18 protein-coding genes and 1 pseudogene are annotated in these 21,846 nt (G+C 68.2%); 7 read left to right on the forward strand and 12 right to left on the reverse strand.

Translation table 11 applies throughout. The features are described from left to right. Nucleotides 1-196: 196 nt before the first annotated feature. Genes AC0IZS_RS15590 through AC0IZS_RS15600 form a run of 3 tightly spaced genes read left to right on the forward strand, consistent with a single transcriptional unit; the run spans nucleotide 197 to nucleotide 7,381 of the window. Nucleotides 197-3,547, forward strand: a complete 3,351-nt coding sequence (locus AC0IZS_RS15590) for an EAL domain-containing protein (RefSeq protein ID WP_471636434.1) — start codon at nucleotides 197-199, stop codon at nucleotides 3,545-3,547. Further along, a complete protein-coding gene (locus AC0IZS_RS15595; RefSeq protein ID WP_471636435.1) occupies nucleotides 3,544-6,105 on the forward strand; it encodes a putative bifunctional diguanylate cyclase/phosphodiesterase in 2,562 nt (853 codons plus the stop codon). The genes AC0IZS_RS15590 and AC0IZS_RS15595 overlap by 4 nt, the downstream gene beginning before the upstream one ends. Before the next feature lie 37 nt (nucleotides 6,106-6,142). Further along, nucleotides 6,143-7,381: an FAD-dependent monooxygenase gene (locus AC0IZS_RS15600; RefSeq protein ID WP_471636436.1), complete on the forward strand. Its 1,239-nt coding sequence runs from the start codon at nucleotides 6,143-6,145 to the stop codon at nucleotides 7,379-7,381. Here AC0IZS_RS15600 and AC0IZS_RS15605 read toward each other — a convergent pair. Next, nucleotides 7,378-7,731 (reverse strand): MerR family DNA-binding protein, encoded by a 354-nt coding sequence (locus tag AC0IZS_RS15605; protein WP_436219228.1) that lies wholly within the window; start codon nucleotides 7,729-7,731, stop codon nucleotides 7,378-7,380. The two genes, AC0IZS_RS15600 and AC0IZS_RS15605, sit on opposite strands and share 4 nt — an antisense overlap. Before the next feature lie 86 nt (nucleotides 7,732-7,817). On the opposite strand from AC0IZS_RS15605, the gene AC0IZS_RS15610 reads away from it, so the two are divergent. After that, nucleotides 7,818-8,276, forward strand: a complete 459-nt coding sequence (locus AC0IZS_RS15610; RefSeq protein ID WP_471636437.1) for a hypothetical protein — start codon at nucleotides 7,818-7,820, stop codon at nucleotides 8,274-8,276. On the opposite strand, the gene AC0IZS_RS15615 is transcribed toward AC0IZS_RS15610, so the two are convergent. The 8 genes from AC0IZS_RS15615 to AC0IZS_RS15650 form a co-directional block, all read right to left on the reverse strand. Next, nucleotides 8,248-9,504: an MFS transporter gene (locus tag AC0IZS_RS15615; RefSeq protein WP_471636438.1), complete on the reverse strand. Its 1,257-nt coding sequence runs from the start codon at nucleotides 9,502-9,504 to the stop codon at nucleotides 8,248-8,250. The genes AC0IZS_RS15610 and AC0IZS_RS15615 overlap by 29 nt on opposite strands. A 91-nt stretch (nucleotides 9,505-9,595) precedes the next feature. Then, nucleotides 9,596-10,486: a tryptophan 2,3-dioxygenase gene (gene kynA / locus AC0IZS_RS15620; RefSeq protein WP_471636439.1), complete on the reverse strand. Its 891-nt coding sequence runs from the start codon at nucleotides 10,484-10,486 to the stop codon at nucleotides 9,596-9,598. Nucleotides 10,487-10,489: 3 nt separating this feature from the next. After that, nucleotides 10,490-11,797 carry a kynureninase gene (kynU, locus tag AC0IZS_RS15625; RefSeq protein WP_471636440.1) on the reverse strand — a complete coding sequence of 436 codons (1,308 nt, stop codon included), beginning with the start codon at nucleotides 11,795-11,797 and terminating at the stop codon, nucleotides 10,490-10,492. Nucleotides 11,798-11,822: 25 nt separating this feature from the next. Further along, nucleotides 11,823-12,479 carry an arylformamidase gene (gene kynB, locus AC0IZS_RS15630; protein ID WP_471636441.1) on the reverse strand — a complete coding sequence of 219 codons (657 nt, stop codon included), beginning with the start codon at nucleotides 12,477-12,479 and terminating at the stop codon, nucleotides 11,823-11,825. Nucleotides 12,480-12,590: 111 nt separating this feature from the next. Continuing rightward, nucleotides 12,591-12,923 (reverse strand): YkgJ family cysteine cluster protein, encoded by a 333-nt coding sequence (locus AC0IZS_RS15635; RefSeq protein ID WP_471636442.1) that lies wholly within the window; start codon nucleotides 12,921-12,923, stop codon nucleotides 12,591-12,593. Nucleotides 12,924-13,027: 104 nt separating this feature from the next. Continuing rightward, a complete protein-coding gene (locus AC0IZS_RS15640; RefSeq protein WP_471636443.1) occupies nucleotides 13,028-13,708 on the reverse strand; it encodes an HD domain-containing protein in 681 nt (226 codons plus the stop codon). A gap of 11 nt (nucleotides 13,709-13,719) precedes the next feature. Then, nucleotides 13,720-14,628, reverse strand: a complete 909-nt coding sequence (gene argF / locus AC0IZS_RS15645; protein WP_471636444.1) for an ornithine carbamoyltransferase — start codon at nucleotides 14,626-14,628, stop codon at nucleotides 13,720-13,722. A 33-nt stretch (nucleotides 14,629-14,661) separates the two neighbouring features. Further along, nucleotides 14,662-15,858 (reverse strand): aspartate aminotransferase family protein, encoded by a 1,197-nt coding sequence (locus AC0IZS_RS15650; protein WP_305745130.1) that lies wholly within the window; start codon nucleotides 15,856-15,858, stop codon nucleotides 14,662-14,664. Nucleotides 15,859-16,104: 246 nt separating this feature from the next. Here AC0IZS_RS15650 and AC0IZS_RS15655 point away from each other — a divergent pair, with 246 nt between their 5' ends. Beyond that, nucleotides 16,105-16,440, forward strand: coding sequence for a DUF3579 domain-containing protein (locus tag AC0IZS_RS15655; protein WP_471636445.1), 336 nt, complete (start codon nucleotides 16,105-16,107; stop codon nucleotides 16,438-16,440). Between the two features lie 196 nt (nucleotides 16,441-16,636). On the opposite strand, the gene rpsT is transcribed toward AC0IZS_RS15655, so the two are convergent. Then, nucleotides 16,637-16,936 (reverse strand): 30S ribosomal protein S20, encoded by a 300-nt coding sequence (gene rpsT / locus AC0IZS_RS15660; protein ID WP_007848982.1) that lies wholly within the window; start codon nucleotides 16,934-16,936, stop codon nucleotides 16,637-16,639. A 293-nt stretch (nucleotides 16,937-17,229) separates the two neighbouring features. Here rpsT and murJ point away from each other — a divergent pair, with 293 nt between their 5' ends. Further along, nucleotides 17,230-18,801 carry a murein biosynthesis integral membrane protein MurJ gene (murJ, locus tag AC0IZS_RS15665; RefSeq protein WP_471636446.1) on the forward strand — a complete coding sequence of 524 codons (1,572 nt, stop codon included), beginning with the start codon at nucleotides 17,230-17,232 and terminating at the stop codon, nucleotides 18,799-18,801. 89 nt (nucleotides 18,802-18,890) lie between these two features. After that, nucleotides 18,891-19,742 carry a SirB1 family protein gene (locus AC0IZS_RS15670; protein ID WP_471636447.1) on the forward strand — a complete coding sequence of 284 codons (852 nt, stop codon included), beginning with the start codon at nucleotides 18,891-18,893 and terminating at the stop codon, nucleotides 19,740-19,742. Nucleotides 19,743-19,780: 38 nt separating this feature from the next. Here the strand turns inward: AC0IZS_RS15670 and AC0IZS_RS15675 are convergent. Together AC0IZS_RS15675 and AC0IZS_RS15680 are read right to left on the reverse strand one after the other, a co-directional pair. Then, nucleotides 19,781-20,622 (reverse strand): annotated as a pseudogene (locus AC0IZS_RS15675) (ParB N-terminal domain-containing protein). Between the two features lie 65 nt (nucleotides 20,623-20,687). Next, nucleotides 20,688-21,746, reverse strand: a complete 1,059-nt coding sequence (locus tag AC0IZS_RS15680) for a transporter (protein WP_471636448.1) — start codon at nucleotides 21,744-21,746, stop codon at nucleotides 20,688-20,690. Nucleotides 21,747-21,846: the final 100 nt, after the last annotated feature.

Here is a 21,846-nt window from a genome sequence, read left to right on the forward strand (position 1 = left end):
GGCTGTGCTTTGCGCCTAGATCCGAGGCGCTTTGACGCGCCCCTCGGTCACGGCCGAAAAATTCCCAGCCTCTGAGCCGGCCCACTGCCGGCGGTTGTGGCGCCGGTGCAGCGGCGTCCGGTCGGGAATCGCCGCTGGCGCTTACTGGCCGATACACTTGTGAGGTCCGGTTGTCGACAGCCCACCCACAGGTTCCATGAATCCACCTGCCCACCGCCCATTGCGGCGGATTTTCGCGTCGGAGAGCCCCGCCATCACGGTGGTGCTGGTCGTGGCCGCGCTGGCGCTGGTGGTGCTGCTGCTGGGCCGTATCCTGGGCCACGGGGCAGGCACCGGGCCTGAACTCGAACCCTTCATGGAGCTGGTGGCCATGCTGCTGGCGCTGCTGGTGGTGTCGGTCTCCCTGCATGTGCTGGACCGGCAGACCCAGGGCTATGCGAACGTGCTGGTGGTGGGATTCGGTGTGGCGGTCGTGTGCAACTTTTTGCACGGTGTGCTGGCGCACGGTACCCCGGCTTCCGTGTCAGGCACCGTGGCCGACACGGCCCTGTGGCTGGAGGGCTGGGTGCGTGTTGCCGAATGTGCCACCCTGCTGTTGATAGCGCTGCGGGTGTCCTTGCCCGGTCCCGCCAGGATGTGGGCCGTGGTGGCAGGCGCGATTTCGCTGGCGCTGGTATGGATTGCCATGGGGCCAGCTGCGCGTTGGGTGGCCCAGGCGTCGGGCGGGGTCTGGCATGGCTTGCTGCTTGCAGGGCTGGTCAGTGGCCTGGGGCTGGCGGCTTGGCGCATGCTGCGCAATGCCAATGGCAATGGCAATGGCAATGGCAATGGCAATGGCAATGGCAATGGCAGCGAGCGTGAGCGGCTCATGGGCTGGGCTGCCGTGGCCTTTGCCGGCAGCGAACTGCTGCTGGGGATCGAGGCATTCGCGCATGCCAGGCAGGCTGACTTCCTTTCGCACGCCTTGCGCGTGGTGGGTTATGCGCTGCTCTACCAGGCCGTGTTCGTTGCCGGTATCCGCCTGCCCTACGCCCGCCTGTCCGAGGCCGAGGCCCAGGTGCGCGAAAGCGAAACGCGCTTGCAGCTGCTGGGTCGCAACCTGCCGCTGAGCGTGCTCTACCAGGTGGTGCGCGAAGCCGATGGCCGCATGCACTTCGTGCACATCGGCGATGCCATCGAGCGCCTGAACGGCCTGCGCCCCGAGGATGTGCTGCGCGACCCCGAGGTGCTGTACCAGCAAATCCTTCCCGAAGACCTCCCCACGCTGGAGGAGGCCAGGGATCGCTCGCTGCGCACCATGGGGCCCATGGAGGCCACTTTCCGCATGCGCGTGTCCTCGGGGGCGGTGCGCTGGATACACCTGAGTTCCTCGCCCCGGCTGCTCGATGGCGGGCGCGTCATCTGGGATGGCGTGCAAAGCGACATCACCGCCGTGCGCGAGGCCGAGCAGGCCGCCCATGCGCACGAGGTGCAGATGGCCAACATGCTGCGCCAGGTGCCGGGTGGCGTGGCACGGCTGGACCGCGACTACCGGGTGCTGTATGTGAACGAGCAGCAGGCCCGGTGGCTGCACCGCAGCCCCGAGCAGTTGCAGGGGCAACTGCTGCAGGAGGTGATTCCCGCCGCGGTCATGGCGCGCATGCAGCCCCAGCTGCAAAAGGCCTTTGCCGGAGAGACGGCGGTCTTTGAAAACCGCATCGATGGCCTGGATGGCGCGCAGTACCGCCACACCACCCTGGTGCCCGAGTCCATCAGGGAGCAGGGCGTGATGGCCGTGGTGGTGTTCGCCTACGACCTGACCGAGCTCAAGCGCATCGAGATGGAGCTGGCCCAGCAAAAGGCCCACCTGGCGCGCGTGGTGAACGCCATACCGGACATGGTCTTCCTCAAGGATGCGCAAGGGGTCTATATCTCCTGCAACCCGGTGTTCGAGCGCTTTGCGGGCAAGCCCGAGCGCGAGATCATCGGCTGTACCGATTTCGATATTTCGCCCGCAGCGGAAGCAGAGCAGTTCCGTGCCTACGACCGGCGCGCCATGCAGGCCTGGCAGCCCCTGGTCTATGAAGAACAGCTGACCTTTGCCGAGGATGGCTACCAGGGGTATTTCGAGACCATCAAAACCCCCATCCGCGACCTGCATGGCCGGGTCACGGGCGTTCTCGGGGTGTGCCGCGACATCACCGACCGCAAGCGCGCAGAGCAGGAGATCGAACGCCTGGCGTTCTACGACGCGCTCACCGGACTGCCCAACCGGCGCCTGCTGCTGGACCGGCTGCAACGCTCCCTGGCCGCCTGCCAGCGCAGCAAGAACCTCGGGGCCCTGCTGTTCATCGACCTGGATAACTTCAAGGACCTGAACGACACCCTGGGCCACGACATGGGCGACCAGCTGCTGTCCCAGGTCGCCACCCGCCTGGTGGGCAGCGTGCGCGAAGCCGACACCGTGGCGCGCTTTGGCGGCGACGAATTCGTCGTCATGCTGGACAACCTGAACCCCGAGCTGCAGGACGCCGCCGCTCAGGCCGAAACCGTTGCCGAAAAACTCCTGGCCAGCCTGAACCAGCCCTTTGCCCTCGGAGGCCAGCAGCACTACAGCACCCCCAGCATCGGCATCACCCTGTTCGGCGACGAACGCCTGTCGGTGGACGAACTCCTCAAAAGGGCGGACCTGGCCATGTACCAGGCCAAGGCCGCCGGGCGCAACACCCAGCGCTTCTTCGACCCCGACATGCAGGCCGCCGTCAACGCCCGCTCCAACCTGGAAGCCGACCTGCGCCAGGGCCTGGCCAGGAACGAACTGCTCGTGCACTACCAGCCCGTCGTCGACCACCAGGCCCGCCTGGTGGGAGCCGAAGCCCTGGTGCGCTGGCGCCACCCCCAGCGCGGCATGATCAGCCCCGGCGACTTCATCCCCCTGGCCGAACAGACCGGCCTCATCCTCCCCTTGGGCCAGTACGTGCTGGAGACCGCCTGCCGGCAACTGCAGCGCTGGAGCCAATCGCCCACCACCGCCCACCTGTCCATCTCGGTGAACGTCAGCGCGCGCCAGTTCCGGCAGCCGGGCTTCGTCGCCGAAGTGCTGGGCACCCTGAAAGACTGCCAGGCCAAGCCCCAGCTGCTCAAGCTCGAACTCACCGAAAGCCTGCTGCTGGGCGACATCGAAGACACCATCGTGCGCATGGAGCAGCTCAAGGCCGAAGGCGTGGGTTTTGCGCTGGATGACTTCGGCACCGGCTACTCGTCCCTCTCCTACCTCAAGCGGCTGCCGCTGGACCAGATCAAGATCGACCAGAGCTTCGTGCGCGACGTGCTGAGCGACCCCAACGACGCGGCCATTGTGCGCACCATACTGGCGCTGGCCAAGAGCCTGGACCTGCAGGTGGTGGCCGAGGGGGTGGAGACGACGGGGCAACTGGGGTTCCTTCGGCTGCATGGCTGCGAGGGCTTCCAGGGCTATCTGTTTGGCAGGCCTGTGCCGGTGGACCTGTTCGAGCGCGAGCACCTGCCCGAGCCCCCGGTGCCGGCCCCTGCTGCCCAAGCGCCATGACTGCCGCGCCAGACCCCGCTCTCGCAGTGCCTGCATCCACCGCCACCGTGCTGTGGGTGGATGGGGATGCGCTGCACGCGCAGGCGGCCATCGCCGTGCTGGCCCAGCGCTGCCCGGGCTGGCGCGTGGTGCACAGCCCCTCGGCCGATGCCGCCTCCCTGCTGCTGGCCGCGCAGACCTGGGATGCGCTGGTGCTGTGCCTGGATCCGCAGATCCAGGAACTGCCCAGCCTGCTGGAGCTGTGTGCCGGGCGCCCCGTGCTGCTGTGCCTCGATGCGCACCAGGAGGCCCTGGCGGCGCGTGGCTTTCGCTGCGGCCTGGGGGACTACGCGCTGCGTGCCGCGGATGGCAGCCACCTGCCAGAGCTGGTGCATCGCCTGTCGGCGCTGGTGGGCCGCCAGGGCGCGGTCGCCGTCGCCGGGGCGGCGCAGCCCATGCGCACGGTGGACGCACGCATCTGGCACGAGGCGCTGACCCTGCTGCAGGAGCAGCGCCAGGGCCTGCAGGTCACGCTGGCCAGCATGAGCCAGGGCATCTTCAGGACCGGGCCGGACGGTCGCATCACCATCTACAACCAGCGCGTGCTGGAGTTGCTGGACCTGCCCGAATCGCTGATGGCCGCCCGCCCCACCCTGGCCGAGCTGACGCAGCTGCAGGCCCAGCGCGGTGACTTCGGCACGGGCTACAACCTGGTGGACCACCGCGGGCGCGACTACATCGCCCGCTCCGCCGTGGATCCCTCGCCCGAAGTTTACTGGCGCACCTCGCGCGATGGCTGCACGTTCGAAGTGCGCACCACGCGCCTGCCCGATGGCGGGCTGGTGCGCACCTTCACCGACGTGAGCGACTATGTGCGCGTGGAAAACGAGCTGCGCGAGAGCGAGGCACGCTTTCGCGGCCTGAGCGACCTGTCGTCCGACTGGTACTGGGAGCACGATGCGGAGGGCCGCTTCGTGCAGCTGGCGGGCGACCTGAGCGTCAACGGCATCCCCTTGTCGAGCGTGATGGGCCGCACCCGCTGGGAGATCGGTGCGCTCAACATGGGCGATGCCGAATGGGACGCCCACCGCGCGGTGCTCACGGCGCAGCAGCCGTTCCGCGACCTGGAGCTGCAGCGCCAGCGGCCCGACGGCAGCATGCACTGGATCTCGGTGAGCGGCGTGCCGGTGTTCGATGCCCAGGGCGTGCTGCGCGGTTACCGTGGCGTGGGGCGCGACATCACCGAGCGCAAGGAGGCCGAGCTGCAGATCGAGCGGCTGGCGTTCTTCGACGCACTCACCGGCCTGCCCAACCGCCGCCTGCTGATGGACCGCCTGCAGCGCGCCACCGTGGCGACCGGACGCAACCACGCACACGGTGCGCTGCTGTTCATCGACCTCGACAATTTCAAGGACCTCAACGACACGCTGGGCCACGACACCGGCGACCAGTTGCTGGTGCGCGTGGCCAGGCGCCTGCTGGCCTGCGTGCGCGAGAGCGACACCGTGGCCCGTTTTGGCGGTGATGAATTCGTGGTGCTGCTCGATGGCCTGCACACCGACGTGGCGCATGCCAGCAGCGAGGCCGCAACCATTGCGCAGCAGATCCTCGCCACCCTGGGCAAGCCCTACGACATGGACGGCATCAGCCACCACAGCACGCCCAGCATCGGTATCGCGCTGTTCGGGCAGCGCCCGTCCACGCCGGATGAGCTGCTCAAGCATGCCGACCTGGCCATGTACCAGGCCAAGGCGGCGGGGCGCAACACCCAGCGCTTCTTCGACCCCGACATGCAGGCTGCCGTGAGCATGCGCGCGGCGCTGGAGGCCGACCTGCGCCGTGGCCTGAACCAGCAGGAACTGCTGCTGTACTGCCAGCCCGTGGTGGACGGGTCCGGCAAGCTGCTCGGCGCCGAAGCCCTGGTGCGCTGGAACCACCCGCGCCGGGGTCTGGTGCTGCCCGGTGAGTTCATCCCGCTGGCCGAGCAGACGGGGCTCATCCTGCCGCTGGGCCAGTGGGTGCTGGAAGCCGCCTGCGCGCAGCTCGTGCTGTGGTCGCGCAGCGCGCTCACGCGGCCCTTCTTCCTGTCGGTCAACGTCAGTGTGCGGCAGTTCCGCCAGCCCGATTTCGTGACCCAGGTTCTGGGCGCGCTGCAGACCAGCGGCGCCAACCCCGAGCGCCTGCGCTTCGAGCTGACCGAAAGCCTGCTGCTCACCGACGTGGAGGACAGCATCGCCCGCATGGAGCAACTGCGCCGCCACGGGGTGGGCTTTTCGATGGACGACTTCGGCACCGGCTACTCGTCCCTGTCCTACCTCAAGCGCCTGCCGCTGGACCAGCTCAAGATCGACCAGGGCTTTGTGCGCGATCTGCAGACCGACCCCAACGATGCCGCCATCGTGCGCACCATCCTGGCCCTGGCGCGCAGCCTGGACCTCTCGGTGGTGGCCGAGGGGGTGGAGACGCCGGGCCAGTTCGAATTCCTGCAGCGCCACGGCTGCCAGGCCTTCCAGGGCTACCTGTTCGCCCGCCCCATGCCGGCCGAGATGCTGGAGCGCGCCCTGCTTCCTGCTCCATGACAAACGCAGGGCGTGCCCGGCGCGCGACAATCGGCGCATGAAGAAACAGGTGCTGGTGGCGGGTGGTGGCATAGGGGGGCTGGCAGCAGCCCTGGGCGCATCGCGTGCCGGATGGGATGTGCGGCTGTACGAGCGTGCCTCCGCTTTCAGCGAGGTGGGGGCAGGCGTGCAACTGGGGCCCAACGTGGTGCGCCGGCTCCAGGCCTGGGGCCTGCAGAAGCCGCTGCAGTCCGTGGCGGCTTTCCCGGCCCGGCTGCAGGTGCGCAGCGCGCTCACGGGGCGCGCACTGGCCGAACTGCCGCTGGGCGCCACCGCCATCGAGCGCTATGGCGCCGCCTACGCCACCATCCACCGCGCCGACCTGCATGGGCTGCTGCTGGCGGCGGTCACCAAGTACACCGACACCCAGCTGAACCTGGCGCACGCCATCAAGGGTTTTACCGACGGCAGCGCGGCAGTGAACGCCATTCCTGGTGCCGAGACTGCCGTCACCGTGCGCACCAGCCGGGGCAAGGAGGTGGAGGGCGATGCGCTGGTGGGGGCCGACGGCCTGTGGAGTGGCACGCGCCTGCAACTGCTGGGCGGCGCCACGCCGCGCGCCACGGGCCACCTGGCCTACCGCGCCCTGGTCCCGCAGGACGCCCTGCCCAATGCCCTGCGCACCCAGCAGATCACTGCCTGGCTGGGCCCGCGCCTGCATGTGGTGCAGTACCCCGTGCGGCGTGGTGAGCTGCAGAACCTGGTGGTCATCATCGAAGGCCCGGCGCCCGGGGACATGCAGGGCTGGGACCATGCCGCGAATGCGGCCGATCTGGAGCAGGCCCTGCAGGGCGCCTGCCCGGCGTTGCAGCACGCCGTGTTTGGTGTCGCGGCGGCCGGCGGTGGCTGGCGCCTGTGGCCGCTGTGTGACCGCCCGCCCGTGCGCAGCGCAGCGGAGATGGCGCAGGGCCTGGTGGCCCTGCTCGGCGATGCCGCCCACCCCATGCTGCCCTACCTGGCCCAGGGGGCCGGCATGGCCATCGAGGACGCAGCCGAGCTGCAGCGCGCCCTGTCCATGCACGACCTGGAGGTGCCGCTGCGCCTGACGCGCTACGCCCTGAACCGCTGGCAACGCAACGCCCGCGTGCAGGCCCGCGCCACGCGCAATGGCCGCATCTTCCACGCCATGGGCCCCGTGCGCTGGGGGCGCGACGCCTCGCTGCGCCTGCTGGGCGCGCGCGTGCTGGACCTGCCCTGGCTGTACCGGGGCGACGGCTCGGTGGCCAGCTCACTCTAAGAGGCTGCCAGCGGACAGTCCGCCAGCACCCGCTCCGCCAGCGTCTGGCGCAGGGCCTGCAGCGCGGCGATGCGTGCGTCGATTTCGAGCAGCTTGGCGGACAGCACTTCGGTAACGGCGGGCGCCGGGTCGGGTGCGTCCCAGATCGCGGGCAGCCGGTCGCCGATCTCGGCCAGCGTGAAGCCCAACTGCTGCGCCGTGCGGATGTACTGCACCAGCATCAGCACCTCCTCGGGATAGTCGCGGTAGCCGTTGGGCAGGCGGCGGGCGCGGATCAGCCCCTGCTGCTCGTAGAAACGCAGGGCTTCGCGGCTCAGTCCGGCAGCGGTGGCGAGTTCTCCGATCAGCATGGGCGCGTCTTTCAAAAAGTGCTTGACCCTGAAGCGTACTTCAAGGTGGAAGCTAGGAGCCTTCTTCACTTCGATTGTTTTGCACCATGCACATCCCTGCCTTTTCCTCGCCGCGCTACCTGACCATCGTGCGCGCCGGCGGCTGGTACGACCTGTTCGTCACCTGGCCCTTCGCGCTGCCGTGGACCTTTGCCTGGCTCTATGGCCTGCTGACCTCGGTGTCCACCACACTGGGCCTGCCCGGTACCCTGCACCCGCTCGATGGCACGCACATGCTGCTGGCCAATCTGCTCGGCTCGGTGGTGGTGGTCTGGTCCATTGCGCGCATTGCGGCACCCGGCATGCTGCTGGGCCGGCTCGATGGGCTGGCGCGCTTGCTGTTTGCCGCCTGGCAAATCTATGCGGTAGCCCATGGCGCCAGCGCCATCGTTCTCGGATTTACCGCCTTCGAACTGCTGTTCGGCGTGCTGCAGTGGTGGCGCGTGGCTGGGCAGGGGGCCGTGTGCCCGCCGCAGATCAATGCGCGGGCGCCGGCAGCAGCCTGAACGACAGCACCCCGGCCGCCAGCAGCGCCGAGATGGTCAGCATCACGGCCACATACGGATCGACGCCGTGCGCAGAAGCCAGCGAGGCGGTCAGCCCCGTGAGCCACTGCATCAGCGCCACGCCGAGGAACAGCGCCATGGTGAACACCGCCATGGCGCGTCCGGTCATGGCCGCCGGATAGGCCGAGCGCACGTCCGCGTACTGCAGCACCATGTAGCCCGAGAGCAGGCCCACGGCGATGGCGCCGCCCACGTCCAGCCACTCCCGGTGCAGCAGGCCGATGGCCAGGAACAGGCCGCACAGGATGGCGGTGAAGCCCGTGATCCAGCGCCGGCGGTGCGCAGGCCCAGGGTCCATGCGCCCGAACCAGGCTGGGGTGAACAGCGACACCAGCGAGGACAGCATGGCCACATTGCCGCTGGCCACCAGCGAATAGCCGTGCCGCTCGATCAACAGCGGCCCCAGCCACAGCCCGCGCAGGGTCAGGAAGGAGGCATAGGTGGTCAGCGCCAGCAGCATGATGCCGGCGGTGTGCGGCAGCAGGAACAAGGCGCCGAAGCCGCGCACGGCCGAGGCGATCGATTCGCGCGGTGCATCGGCGGTGTGCTGCGGCTGCGCAGGCTCGTGTACCTTCCACCAGATCAGCAGCCAGGCCAGCGCCGCCAGCCCCGCCAGAACGGCAAAGCCCGCGCGCCAGGAGGAGTGCTGCACCAGCCAGGCCAGCGGCGTGCCGGTGAACAGCATGCCCAGGCCGCCGATGCCCATGGCCACGCCCGAGACCATGGCAAAGCGCCCCGGGGGGAAGTAGCGCGCGATGAACACCGTACACACCAGGAAGGCCGGCGCGCAGCCCACGCCGATCAGCACCTGCCCGAGCAGCACCGTGCCGTAGCCCGGTGCCAGTGCCGACAGCAGCGACCCGGCGATGGTCAGCGGGAAGGCCACCAGCAGTGTGCGCCGCACGCCGTACAGGTCGATGCCTACGCCCATGAACAGCTGCATGCCGCCGAAGGCAAAGGCAAAGGCCCCGGCGAACGCGCCCAGGGCCTGCGCCGACAGACCGAACTCCGCGCGCAGCCCGGTGGCGATGATCGCCGTGATGGTGCGAAAGGCTTGGCTCAGCGCAAAGCCTGAGATCAGGGCCAGCAGCATGACCCAGGCGACGCGGGGTGCGAGCAAAGGTGGTGGTGGGGGCGTGTGGGCGGACTCTGCGGGCTGGGGCGGCAAGGGGGGTCTCCGGGAGGGCGCGCACGGTGCGCGCCGCGTTCGAGGGTACACGGTGCGCGCGCGACTGGCTGTCCCCCATGCGGAGGATGTCTCAGAGGTCCGTGCGCAGCTTCCAGATCTCGGGGAACAGCACCACGTCCAGCATCTTGCGCAGGTAGCTCACGCCGCCCGTGCCGCCGGTGCCGCGCTTGAAGCCGATCACGCGCTCCACCGTGGTCACATGGCGAAAGCGCCACAGGCGAAAGGCATCTTCCAGGTCGGTGAGTTCCTCGCCCAGCTGGTACAGGTCCCAGTGCTTCTCGGGCGCGCGGTACACGGTGAGCCAGGCCTGCTCGACGCCGTCGCTCTCCACATAGGGCTCTCTCCAGTCGCGCTCGGTGTGGCTGGCGGGCACGGGGATGCCTCGGCGCGCCAGCAGGCGCAGGGCTTCGTCGTACAGCGAAGGTGCCTCGTAGGCCGCCTGCACCTGGGCCAGCAGGTCGGCGCGGTGCTCGTGGGGTTTCAGCATGGCGCGGTTCTTGTTGCCCAGCGAAAATTCGATGCTGCGGTACTGGTAGCTCTGGAAGCCGCTGGACTGGCCCAGGTAGGGCCGCATGGCGCTGTACTCGGGCGGCGTCATGGTGGCCAGCACGTCCCAGGCATGCACCAGCTGTTCCATGATCTTGGAGACGCGGGCCAGCATCTTGAAGGCCATCTGCAGTTCGTCCCGGGCGATGTGGCCGATGGCGGCGCGCAGCTCGTGCAGCATGAGCTTCATCCACAGCTCGCTGGTCTGGTGCTGCACGATGAACAGCATCTCGTCGTGCGCCGGCGACAGCGGCTTTTGTGCCGTCAGGATGGCATCGAGCTGCAGGTAGTCGCCATAGCTCATGGATTGGCTGAAGTCGAGCTGGGCGCGCTCTTCGTGCACGATGGATTCGGGCTTGCCTGTGGCGGGCGCTGCCTCACCGGGCTCTGCAGGGGTGTTGGAGAACGGGCACATGGCTCAGGTCACCGCGTGGATCTGGTTGAACTCGGGGCGCTGCCACTCGGCGGCGTCGAGCACCTGGCGCAGGTGCTCCACGGCGTTCCACACGTCTTCGTAGCCGATGTACAGCGGCGTGAAGCCAAAGCGCAGGATGTCCTTGTGCGGGCCCTGGCCGCCGTCGCCCTTGCGGAAGTCGCCGATCACGCCGCGCGCGATCAGCGCCTGCACGATGGCGTAGGCGCCGCTGCCCTGGCCATTGAGGCCCTGGCCCTCGTCGCGCGTCAGGCACACCTGCGAGCCGCGCTGCGCGTGCGCAACCGGCGTGGCCAGGCCCAGGCCGTGGCCCGCGCAGCGCTCTTGCACCAACGCGATGAACAGGTCGGTCAGTGCCAGCGATTTGGCGCGCAGCGCGGCCATGCCGCCCAGGGGCTGGGCCGCGTCGAACACGTCCAGCCCACACTGCAGAGCCGACAGGCTGATGATGGGCTGCGTGCCGCACAGGTAGCGTGTGATGCCGGGGGCCGGCTGGTAGTCCGGCGTGAACTGGAAAGGTGCGGCATGGCCCCACCAGCCCGATAGCGGCTGCCAGAAGCGGTTGGCATGGCGCGGATGCACCCAGGCGAAGGCCGGCGCGCCGGGGCCGCCGTTGAGGTACTTGTAGCCGCAGCCGATGGAGAAATCGGCGCCTGCGCCGTTCAGGTCCACCGGCACGGCACCGGCACTGTGCGCCAGGTCCCACACGGTGAGGATGCCGGCGGCATGGGCAGCCGCCGTGGTGGCCGCCATGTCGTGCATGGCGCCGGTGCGGTAGTTCACGTGGGTGAGCATCAGCACGGCCACGTCGGCCGTCAGCGCGGCGGTGATCTCCTCGGGCTCCACCAGCACCAGCTCCAGCCCGCGCTCCCTGCACAGGCCCTCGGCGATGTACAGGTCGGTCGGGAAGTTGCTGCGCTCGCTGACCACGCGCCTGCGGGTGGGGCTGTCCTCGCGGGCGATGTTGAGCGCGGCGCTCAGCACCTTGTACAGGTTGATGGAGGTGCTGTCGGTGCACACCACCTCGTCCTTGCCGGCACCGATGAAGGGCGCGAGCTGGTTGCCCAGGCGCTGCGGCAGGTCGAACCAGCTGGCGGTGTTCCACGAGCGGATGAGGTCGGTGCCCCATTCGCGCGTGACCACGTCGGCCACGCGGGCCGCGGCGGCCTTGGGCAGCACGCCCAGGGAATTGCCGTCCAGGTAGATCAAGCCCTCGGGCAGGCTGAAGTGCCCGCGCAGCGGGGCCAGGGGGTCTTGCGCGTCGAGCGCGCGGCAGTCTTGCAGTGTCGTCATGGGAGTCGTGGGATAAGTCTTGGAATCAGGCCAGTGCGCGCAGTACGGCGCGCACGGGGGAGGCATCTGCCGTGGTGAGCTTCAGGGGCAGGGCGATCAGCTCATAGTCGCCCTCGGGCACCTCGTCGAGCACCAGGTTCTCGAGCACGCGCAGGCCGCGCTGGCGGATGACCTGGTGGCTGTCCAGCGTCTTGCTGTCGGCCGGGTCGATGCTGGCCGTGTCGATGCCCACCAGCAGCACGCCCAGATCGGCCAGGCGCGCGATGGTGGCCGGGGCGTAGGCGGCCAGGGCGCCGTCCCAGCGGTCCACCGGCATGCGCTCGTAGGTGCGCACCAGCACGCGCTGGGGCAGAGTGGCATCCACCGCGTGGGCAATGTGCTCCCACTCGATCAGCGGACCACGGCCGATGGCATGGATGACGCGGCAGGGGCCTAGAAAGGCCTCCAGCGAGACGTCACCGATGGTGGCGCCCTCGGCGTCGTAATGCAGCGGCGCATCGGCATGCGCGCCCACGTGGGGCGAGAGGGTGATGGCACTCACGTTCACCGGGCAGCCGGGCCCGATGGTGGCGCACCACTGCTGGCTGTAGGCCGTATCGCCGGGGAACACCGGGCTGCCCGCATGCACGGGCGGCGAAATGTCCCAGAGCGGGCGTGCGGCGGGGGTGTGGCTGGCTTGCATGGGACAAAGTTTGCATGTCCCGGAAAACCCGTGGTGTCGGTTATTTCCAACAGCAGGGGGATTTTTTGTTGAAGCCTAAACTAGTTTGCCTGTGCTGCCCTGGCGGGGCCTTCAAAAAATAATGCCGTCTTGCAGGGGCTGCATGCCGTGGCGCATGCGTGCGCGGTTGCAGGCTGGGTCGCCGGCCTCGAACTCGCGGCAGGGCGAGGGCCGCCACTCGTAGATGCCGCAGGCGGCCTTCTCGCCCACCTTGCCGATGAGCGCTGCGCAGCGCGCGGGCACGTGGTCGGTGCCGCGCATACGGCAGGTGCTCTCGGTGACCTCGACGGCCAGGCCGCCGGGCACGGTGCCACCCATCTCCTGCATCTCGTGGGCCGAAAAATCCACGCGAAAGCTCGCGCAGCAGGCGCCACAGGTCAGGCAGGGGTGTGCGGATTCGGACATACGAAAGCGTGCCGTCGTGGGCTCAAGGGACTTGTCGAGGGGGTGAAATGGTACGCCAGCGGTTTGCGATCCGGCCGCTTGCCACGGTGATCGCGTCGGGCTTTTCAGCCGTACAAGCTGCCTTGTGCCAGTGCTGCCAAGGCATTTGCCAGGTTGGCGCGCGCCTGGGCTTCGTACCGCCCGTGGAACCACTCGGTGCCGTAGATGCGCGGCCGCTCCAGAAACCCCCGCAGCACCGCGCTGCGGCCCGCCACATAGCGCGGCCAGCGCACGAAGAAATACTCGCGTCGCACATTGCGCTCGAACTGGCGGTAAATCGCGTCGCTCTGGCCCAGCACCGCCAGATCAATGTCCACCACCCACTGCGCGTCGCCGCTGAGCGGGCCGGGGTTGTGGCACGTGTCCAGGATGAACTGGTGCACGGCCTGCACCAGCGCAGCGGGCAGGCCCTGCGCAGCCAGGAAGCGGCTCGCCCAGTCGGCGCTCTTCTCCTCGTTCAGCCGGCCCCAGGGCCGGTACACAGCGTCGTGGAACCACAGGGCCAGCGCCACCGCATGCGGCTGCTGCAGCGCGCCGGGCACGGCGGCCTGCACTGCCTGCAGGTGGCGCAGGCAGGCCCACAGGTGCGTGGTGTCATGGTAGGCACGCGGCCAGCGCGCCCAGGCCAGCACCAAGCGGCGGCCTTCGCTGCGCCAGGCGGGCGTATCGTGGCCCAGGTCCCGGCCCAAGGCCTGCCAGTGCGCCAGCAATTCGGCGCAGTGGGCAGGCTGGCGGCGCCAGGGCATGGTGAATGAAATCAGGCGACCTTGCCCAGCAGCAGGTATTCCATCAACGCTTTCTGCGCATGCATCCGGTTCTCTGCTTCGTCCCATACGACAGACTGCGGCCCGTCGATCACGTCGGCCTCGACCTCTTCACCGCGGTGCGCCGGCAGGCAGTGCATGAACAGCGCATCGGGCTTGGCGACGGCCATCATCTCGGCGTCCACGCACCAGTCGGCAAAGGCCTTCTTGCGTTCTTCGTTCTCGGCCTCGTAGCCCATGCTGGTCCACACGTCCGTGGTCACCAGGTCGGCGCCCTTGCAGGCTTCGAGCGGATCGCTGAAGAACTGGTAGCTGCCAGTGGTGGCGCCGGCCAGCTTCTCGTCCACCTCGTAGCCGCGCGGCGTGCTCACATGCACCTTGAAGCCCAGCAGCGCCGCTGCCTGCAGCCAGGTGTTGGCCATGTTGTTGCCGTCGCCCACCCAGGCCACTGTCTTGCCGGCGATGGAGCCGCGGTGCTCGATGAAGGTGAAGATGTCGGCCAGGATCTGGCAGGGGTGGAACTCGTTGGTCAGGCCGTTGATCACGGGCACGCGCGAGTGCGCCGCGAAGCTTTCGATCTTGGTCTGCTCGTAGGTGCGGATCATCACCAGGTCCACCATGCGGCTGATGACCTTGGCACTGTCCTCGATGGGCTCGGCGCGGCCGAGCTGGCTGTCGCCCGTGGTCAGGTGCACCACGCTGCCGCCCAACTGGTACATGCCGGCCTCGAAACTCACGCGCGTTCGGGTGCTGGCCTTCTCGAAGATCATGGCCAGCGTGCGGTCCACCAGGGGGTGGTGCTTTTCGTAGGCCTTGAACTTCTTCTTGATGAGCGCGGCACGCTCGAACAGGTAGGTGTATTCGTCGGCGCCGAGATCGTTGAACTGCAGGTAATGTTTCATGGCATTGCGGCGCGCTGCATGCGCGCCCAGGGTTTATTCGGCCAGCAAGGCTTTGACCAGCGGGACCAGCTTGGCGACGATCTCGTCGGCTTCGGCGGTGGACAGGATCAGCGCGGGCACCAGGCGGATCACCTTGTCGGCGGTCACGCTCAGCAGCAGGCCGGCTTCGGCCGCCTGGGCCACCAGCACGCCGCAGGGCTTGTCCAGTTCCACGCCAAGCATCAGGCCCTGGCCGCGCACTTCCTTGACCCCGGGCAGGCTGCCCAGTTCGCGCACGAGGGCGGCCTTGAGGTGCTCACCCACGGTGGCTGCATTGTGCAGCAGACCGTCTTCTTCCATGATGCGGATGGTTTCCACACCGGCGCGCATGGCCAGCGGGTTGCCGCCGAAGGTGGTGCCATGGTTGCCCGGCTGCAGCACGTTGGCGGCCTTGGGGCCGGCCACCACCGCGCCGATGGGCACGCCCGAGCCCAGGCCCTTGGCCAGGGGCATTACGTCCGGCACGATACCGGCCCATTGGTGCGCGAACCACTTGCCGGTGCGGCCCATGCCGCACTGCACTTCGTCGATCATCATCAGCCAGCCGCGCTCGTCGCACAGCTTGCGCAACTGCTGCAGGTACTCGACGCGCATCGGGTTGATGCCGCCTTCGCCCTGGATGGTCTCGAAGAACACGGCCACCACGTTGGGGTTGCCCTCGGTGGCCTGCTTGATGGCCTCGATGTCGTTGAGCGGCACGCGCACGAAACCTTCCACCAGCGGGCCGAAGCCGTTGTGGATCTTGGGGTTGCCGGTGGCCGACATGGTGGCGATGGAGCGGCCGTGGAAGGCCTTCTCGTAGACCACGATCTCGGGCTTGGCGATGCCCTTGTCCACGCCGTACTTGCGCGCGATCTTCAGCGCTGCCTCGTTGGCTTCCAGGCCCGAGTTGCAGAAGAACACGTTGGTCATGCCCGACAGTTCCACCAGCTTGGCCGCCAGGGTCTCCTGCAGGGGGACGTGGTAGTAGTTGGAGGAATGCATGATCTGGCTGATCTGGTGCTGCAGCGCGGGCACCAGCTGGGGGTGGTTGTGGCCCAGCGTGTTCACGGCGATGCCACCCAGGCCATCGAGGTATTCCTTGCCATTCACGTCCCACACGCGGCAGCCTTGACCGCGGGCCAGCGCAATTGGCACGCGGCCATAGGTGTTCATCACGTGGGGCGAGGCGGCCTCAATGAAAGCGGTCATGCAGAAATCTCCTGGCGGTGCGGTGAGAGGGTGGGTTTGTCCACCCCGAAAACGAAGCACGATTCTAGGGGCCATGCGATGACCCGCTGTTGACGATTGCGCATCACTGCAATGCACGTGGCCGGCGATGCCTTGTGCGCTGGTAGGAAATAGGGAGGTAGCTCTTATATAAGAGTTAGAATGCTACGCTGCAGTGCAGCATGCAGTGATCCTGTGGCTGCTGGCTGTCCATTACACTTCGACCCGATGGTTTCCCCCACCTCCAAAGAGATCTTCATCCAAGGCGTCACCCAGGACGGGAAAACCTTCCGTCCCAGCGACTGGGCCGAGCGTCTGGCAGGGGTGATGAGCAGCTTTCGCCCGGGCGGGGCACGGCCGGGCAGCCACCTGAGCTATTCGCCCTGGTGCATTCCGACCACCCTCAATGGCATCAAGTGCGTGGTGGTGCACCGCGACCTGCGCGACCACGAGCCCATGGCCTGGGATTTCGTCGTCAACTTCGCGCGCGACAACAACCTGCAGGTGGCCGAAGCCTGCCTGGTGCCGGATGCTCCGGTGCTACCGCCTCCCACCAAGCCCTGAGACCGGGGCGCGTCCACGCCAAGCATGAAGGCCCCTCGGGGCTTTTTTTGTGCTTGGACGGGGCATGGCATCTGCCGCATTCGCGCCCCGGAAACGAAAAAACCGCCCTAAGGCGGTTCGTTCGTTTTTTGCTGGCAGCGCACCCGTTACAAACGGCGAACGGCGCGGGCCGTTCGGGCTGTTTGCCTGAAGAGGGTCAGGCGGCCAGGGCCAGGGCTTTCACCTTGGCAGACAGACGGCTCTTGTCGCGAGCAGCCTTGTTCTTGTGGAAGATGCCCTTGTCGGCCACGGAGTCAACCACAGCTTGCATCTTGGCGAACAGTTCGGTCGCCTTGGTCTTGTCGCCGGTCAGAACAGCCTTTTCGACGTTCTTCACAGCGGTACGGTATTTGGAGCGCAGCGAGGTGTTCGCGGCGTTGAGTTTCGTGTCCTGACGGACGCGCTTGCGGCCCGACGCCAGGCGCGGGTTCTTCTTCTTGGGTTTAGCGGATGCCATTGATGTGTTTCCTTAAGGTCTGAGGATGATGCCAGCAAAGCCCGCGATTATAGCCCAGTCGGCCAACCGGGCCTAGACGCTGCATCTGTACGGCCAACGCGAGGGCTTTTGGTAAGCGGGTGCAACGCAAGGCGCCACTTCACACCCGCCCCGCAAACTTCATCCCCACCTCACGGGGGCCGCCCAGACTGGCCCACCCCATCCACCCGGAGGATCCCTTGGCCCCCTTCTTGCCCACCCCGCCAGCGGCCGCTGCGGCCGCCCGCCACCCGCCAGCGCATACACTCCCGGCGGTGTCATTGCTCAAAGCCGCTTCCACCGTCTCCCTGCTGACCCTGGCCTCCCGCGTGACGGGCCTGGCGCGCGACCTGCTCATGGCGTCCTTCTTCGGGGCCACCGCCCTGACGGACGCTTTCAACGTCGCCTTTCGCATTCCCAACCTGTTTCGCCGCTTTTTTGCCGAAGGGGCGTTCAGCCAGGCCTTCATCCCCGTGCTGGCCACCAGCAAGGCGCAGCAGGGCGAGGACGCCACGCGCGTGCTCATCGCCAACGTGGCCACGGCCCTGGCCTGGGTGCTGCTGCTGACCTGCGTGCTCGGCGTGGTGGGGGCGCCGGTGCTGGTCTGGGCCCTGGCCAGCGGCATGCGCCAGACCCCAGCGGCCTACGACGCCGCCGTGCTCATGACGCGCTGGATGTTCCCCTACATCGGCTTCATGTCGCTGGTCGCGCTGTCGGCCGGTGTGCTCAACACCTGGAAGCACTTCACCGTGCCGGCGGCTTCGCCCGTGCTGCTCAATTTGTCGATGATCGGCGCGGCACTGCTCGGCGCGCCCCAGCTGGAGGCGCGCGGCATCGAGCCCATCTACTCCATGGCCGGCGGCGTGCTGCTGGGTGGGGTGCTGCAACTGGCGGTGCAGATTCCGGTGCTGGCGCGCATGGGGCTGCTGCCGCGCATCGGCGTCCGCTGGCGCGCCATCCGCGCGGCCTGGGCCGACCCGGGCGTGCGCAAGGTGCTGTCGCTCATGGGCCCCATCCTGCTGGGTGTGGGCGTGGCGCAGATCTCGCTGATGATCAACACCCAGATCGCCTCCTACCTGGAGCCAGGCAGCGTCACCTGGCTGTTCTATGCCGACCGGCTGATGGAGTTCCCCACCGCCCTGCTGGGCGTGGCCCTGGGCGTGGTGCTCACCCCGCAGCTCACGGCGGCCAAGGCCGCAGGCGATGCCGACAGGTACTCCGCCATGCTCGACTGGGGCCTGCGCATCGTGGTGCTGCTGGCCGTGCCCTGCGCGGTGGCCCTGCTCACCTTCTCCAAGCCGCTGGTGGCCACGCTGTTCCACTACGGCAAGTTGCAAGACGGCGACGTGGGCAAGATCGCGATGGCTTTGTCGGGCTACGGCGCGGGCCTCTTGGGCCTGGTGGCCATCAAGGTGCTGGCGCCGGGCTACTACGCCAGCCAGGACGTGCGCACGCCGGTCAAGATCGCCATCTCGGTGCTGGTCATCACGCAACTGCTCAACGTGGCGCTGGTGTGGTGGATCGGGATTGGGCACGCCGGCCTGGCCCTGTCCATTGGCCTGGGGGCCCTCATCAACGCGCTGTGGCTGCTCATCGGCCTGCTGCGGCGCGGCAGCTACCAGCCGCTGCCGGGCTGGGGCCGCTTCATCCTGCAGGTGGTGGCTGCAAGTGCCTTGCTGGCCACGCTGCTGGTGTGGTCGTCGTACCATTTCGACTGGCTGGGCCTGCGCGCCGCCAAGTGGCAGCGCATCGGCCTGCTGGCGGCGCTCATGGCGGCATCGGCCGCGCTGTACTTCGGCGCCCTGTGGGCGGCCGGGCTCAAGCTGCGCAAGATGCTGCGGCGCTGAACCGCCCTGACCGCGGCCAAGCGAAATAACCCTGTCCCGCGTGACTTTTGCAGCTTGACGCGGCGGGAACCGCACCTTACAACCTTGCCATGCCACTGAGCCTGACCGTACCGACCTCGCTGGAGTACTTCGCATCGCTGGTGCAAAGCGATGACCACTTCCCCCTGCTGGAGGCCGCCGCCAGCCTGGCGCAGGACGAATACCCCGAATTCGACGTGCAACTGCTGCTGGGCGACATGGACCAGCTGCAGGCGCGCATCAAGCGCCGCCTGCCGGCCGATGCGCCCGCGCTGCAGCGCCTGCGCACGCTCAACCAGTTCTTCTTTGCCGACATGGGTTTCGGCGGCAACGTCAACAACTACTACGACCCCGAGAACAGCTACCTCAATGCCGTGCTGCGCACGCGCCGGGGCATCCCCATCAGCCTGGCCGTGCTGTGGATGGAGCTGGCCCAGGGCCTGGGCCTGCACGCGCGCGGCATCGCCTTTCCGGGGCATTTCATGGTCAAGGTGCTGCTGCCCAAGGGGCAGGTGGTGCTGGACCCGATCACCGGCCAGTCCCTGAGCCGCGAAGAGCTGGGCGAACGGCTGGAGCCCTACAAGCGCCGCAACGGCCTGGTGGACGACTACGACGTGCCCCTGGGCCTGTACCTGCAGGCCGCCACGCCGCGCGACATCATTGCGCGCATGCTGCGCAACCTGAAAGAGGTACACCGCACCCAGCAGGACTGGCAGCGGCTGATCGCGGTGCAGGACCGCCTGATCGTGCTGCAGCCCGAGGCCTGGGGCGAGTGGCGCGATCGCGGGCTCGCGCACGCTGAGCGCGGCAACCTGACCGAGGCCATCTTTGACCTGGAAACCTACCTCCAGCATGTAGAGGACGGCCTGGACATCGACCACGTCACCGAGCGCTTGGTCGCCCTGCGCAGCGCGAACGAATAGGCACGAACCGTTTTTCGCGCAGGGCCAGGCGGGCTGCCTCAGCCCTGCAGCCGGGCCAGTTCGGCGCGCAGCGCCTCGTTCTCGGCGGTCAGCTCGGCCACGCGCAGGCGCAGGGCCTGCAGTTCGTCGCCGGCCGCTGCCGATTCCTGCGCGGGCGCTTCGTCCGCGGCTTCCTTGTCCTCGCGCGGCTTGCGCTGCTTGGCATCGCGCACGCGCTTGGCGGCCTGCTTGAGCTCGTCCTTGCCGCCCTTGGCCGCAGCCACCTGCTCCTCGGCCGGCAGGGTGGCCACGGTGGCGGCGGTGGCCAGCGAGATGGTGCCGGACTTGACGGCCGCCACCAGCTCGGGCGCCGCCTGCTTCTGGATCTTCTCGATCGCCACCACCTGGCTGCTGCTCAGGCGCGCCGCGCGGGCAATGGCCTCGCGGCTGCTCAGGGTCTCGGAGGATTCGTCGGGCGCGGGGGCGGGCGGCGGGGGGCTGCCACCGGACCGTCGGACGACCAGGGCAGGTCGGCCTCGTCCACCGGCTCGGGCGGGATGGCGGCGGCACGGCTGCGGCGCGCGGCCACGATCTCGCGCTTGCGCAGGGCCAGCACACCGCGCTGGAAGTCCGAGACGCTGCGGCGGCCCAGGTGCTGGTCGATCATCCACAGGTGTACGTCTTCCATGCTCTGGAAATGCGTGTTCTGCACGGTCTGGAAGGGCAGGCCGTGCTTCTGGCAGATGCCGTAGCGGTTGTGGCCGTCCACCAGCACGTCGCCCCAGAGCACCAGGGCATCGCGGCAGCCCTCGGCCAGCAGGCTGCGTTCCAGGGCGTCGTGTTCGTCGCGGGTCAGGGGATCGATGTAGGCTTTGAGTTCTTCGTTGACGACGATGTTCATGGTGGCGCGGAATCCGGGGAGCGAGGCAAGGGGCGGGATTGTAATGGCCCGCCCCGTGGCGCTTCCTACCGGTCCCGGGTGCCCCGCAGGGCGATCCAGGCCGCCACGGCCGTGAACACCACGAGGATGCCCACGATGATCCAGAAGCCGTGCGGGCTGTCCGCCAGCGGCACGCCGCCCACGTTCATGCCCAAAAGGCCGGTCATGATGTTAATGGGCAGGGCCAGCACCGTCACCACCGTCAGCACGAACAGGCTGCGGCTGTTGGCCTCCTGCACGTTGGCGGCCACCTCTTCCTGCAAGAGCTTGATGCGCTCCTGCAGGCCCTGCATGTCGCGCAGCACCACCGAGAACTCCTCGGTCGAGTCGCGCAGCTCCTGGGCGTCCTCGGCGCCCATCCAGGCCGGCGGGTTCTGCAGCAGGCGGAACAGGGCCGCCGGCTCGGGCGCCAGCAGGCGCTGCAGGCGCACCAGCAGCCGGCGCAGCACGCCCAGGCGCGAGCGCTTGTAGTCCAGCCGGCCGGCCAGCAACTCGTCCTCGATGCGGTCGATGCGCTGCGTGACGCCACGCACGATGTCCACCAGGCCGCCGGCCTGGGTGCGCATGAGCTGTTCCAGCAGGGCCACGCTGGAGCGTGGCGAATGCCCATTGCGCACCGCCGTGCGCAGCGCATCGACCGAGCGCAGCGGGTGGGCGCGGGCGGTGACCACCAGCTGCGGCGCCACGCTGATCCACAGCGTGGCGATGTCGAAGGGCTCGAAGGCGAAATCGAAATGCGCGTCGTTGAGCACGGCGATCAGCGTGTCATCGTCGCGCTCGATGCGGGTGGAGTGCGAGCCGTCCTTGAGCGCCTCGAAAAACGCGTCGGGCAGCCCGGCGTGGCGCTCCATCCAGCGCACGGCCTGTGTGTGGCTCAGGTTGAAATGCAGCCAGACGAAGGGCAGGGTCTCGCCGTCCCCGGCAGGGGTGGCGGGCGGCTGGTCGAGCGACTGCAGCCACTGCGCGGCCTCCACCGAGTCGATGGCCTGCGGCGCATCCGTGGTGCCCATGCGGTAGCCACAGATCAGGCCTGCGGCATCGCCCCCATAGTTCTGGCCTGCGGTACTGGCGGCGGGTGCATTCATGGAAGGCGAAAAGAGGAACCTAAAGGCCGCCACAGCGGCGGGACATGCCAGCACATGGCTGCCGATATTGCTGTTACCGCATGACAGCGGTGTGACACTT

It is taken from the genome of Acidovorax sp. AC410 (assembly GCF_979253235.1).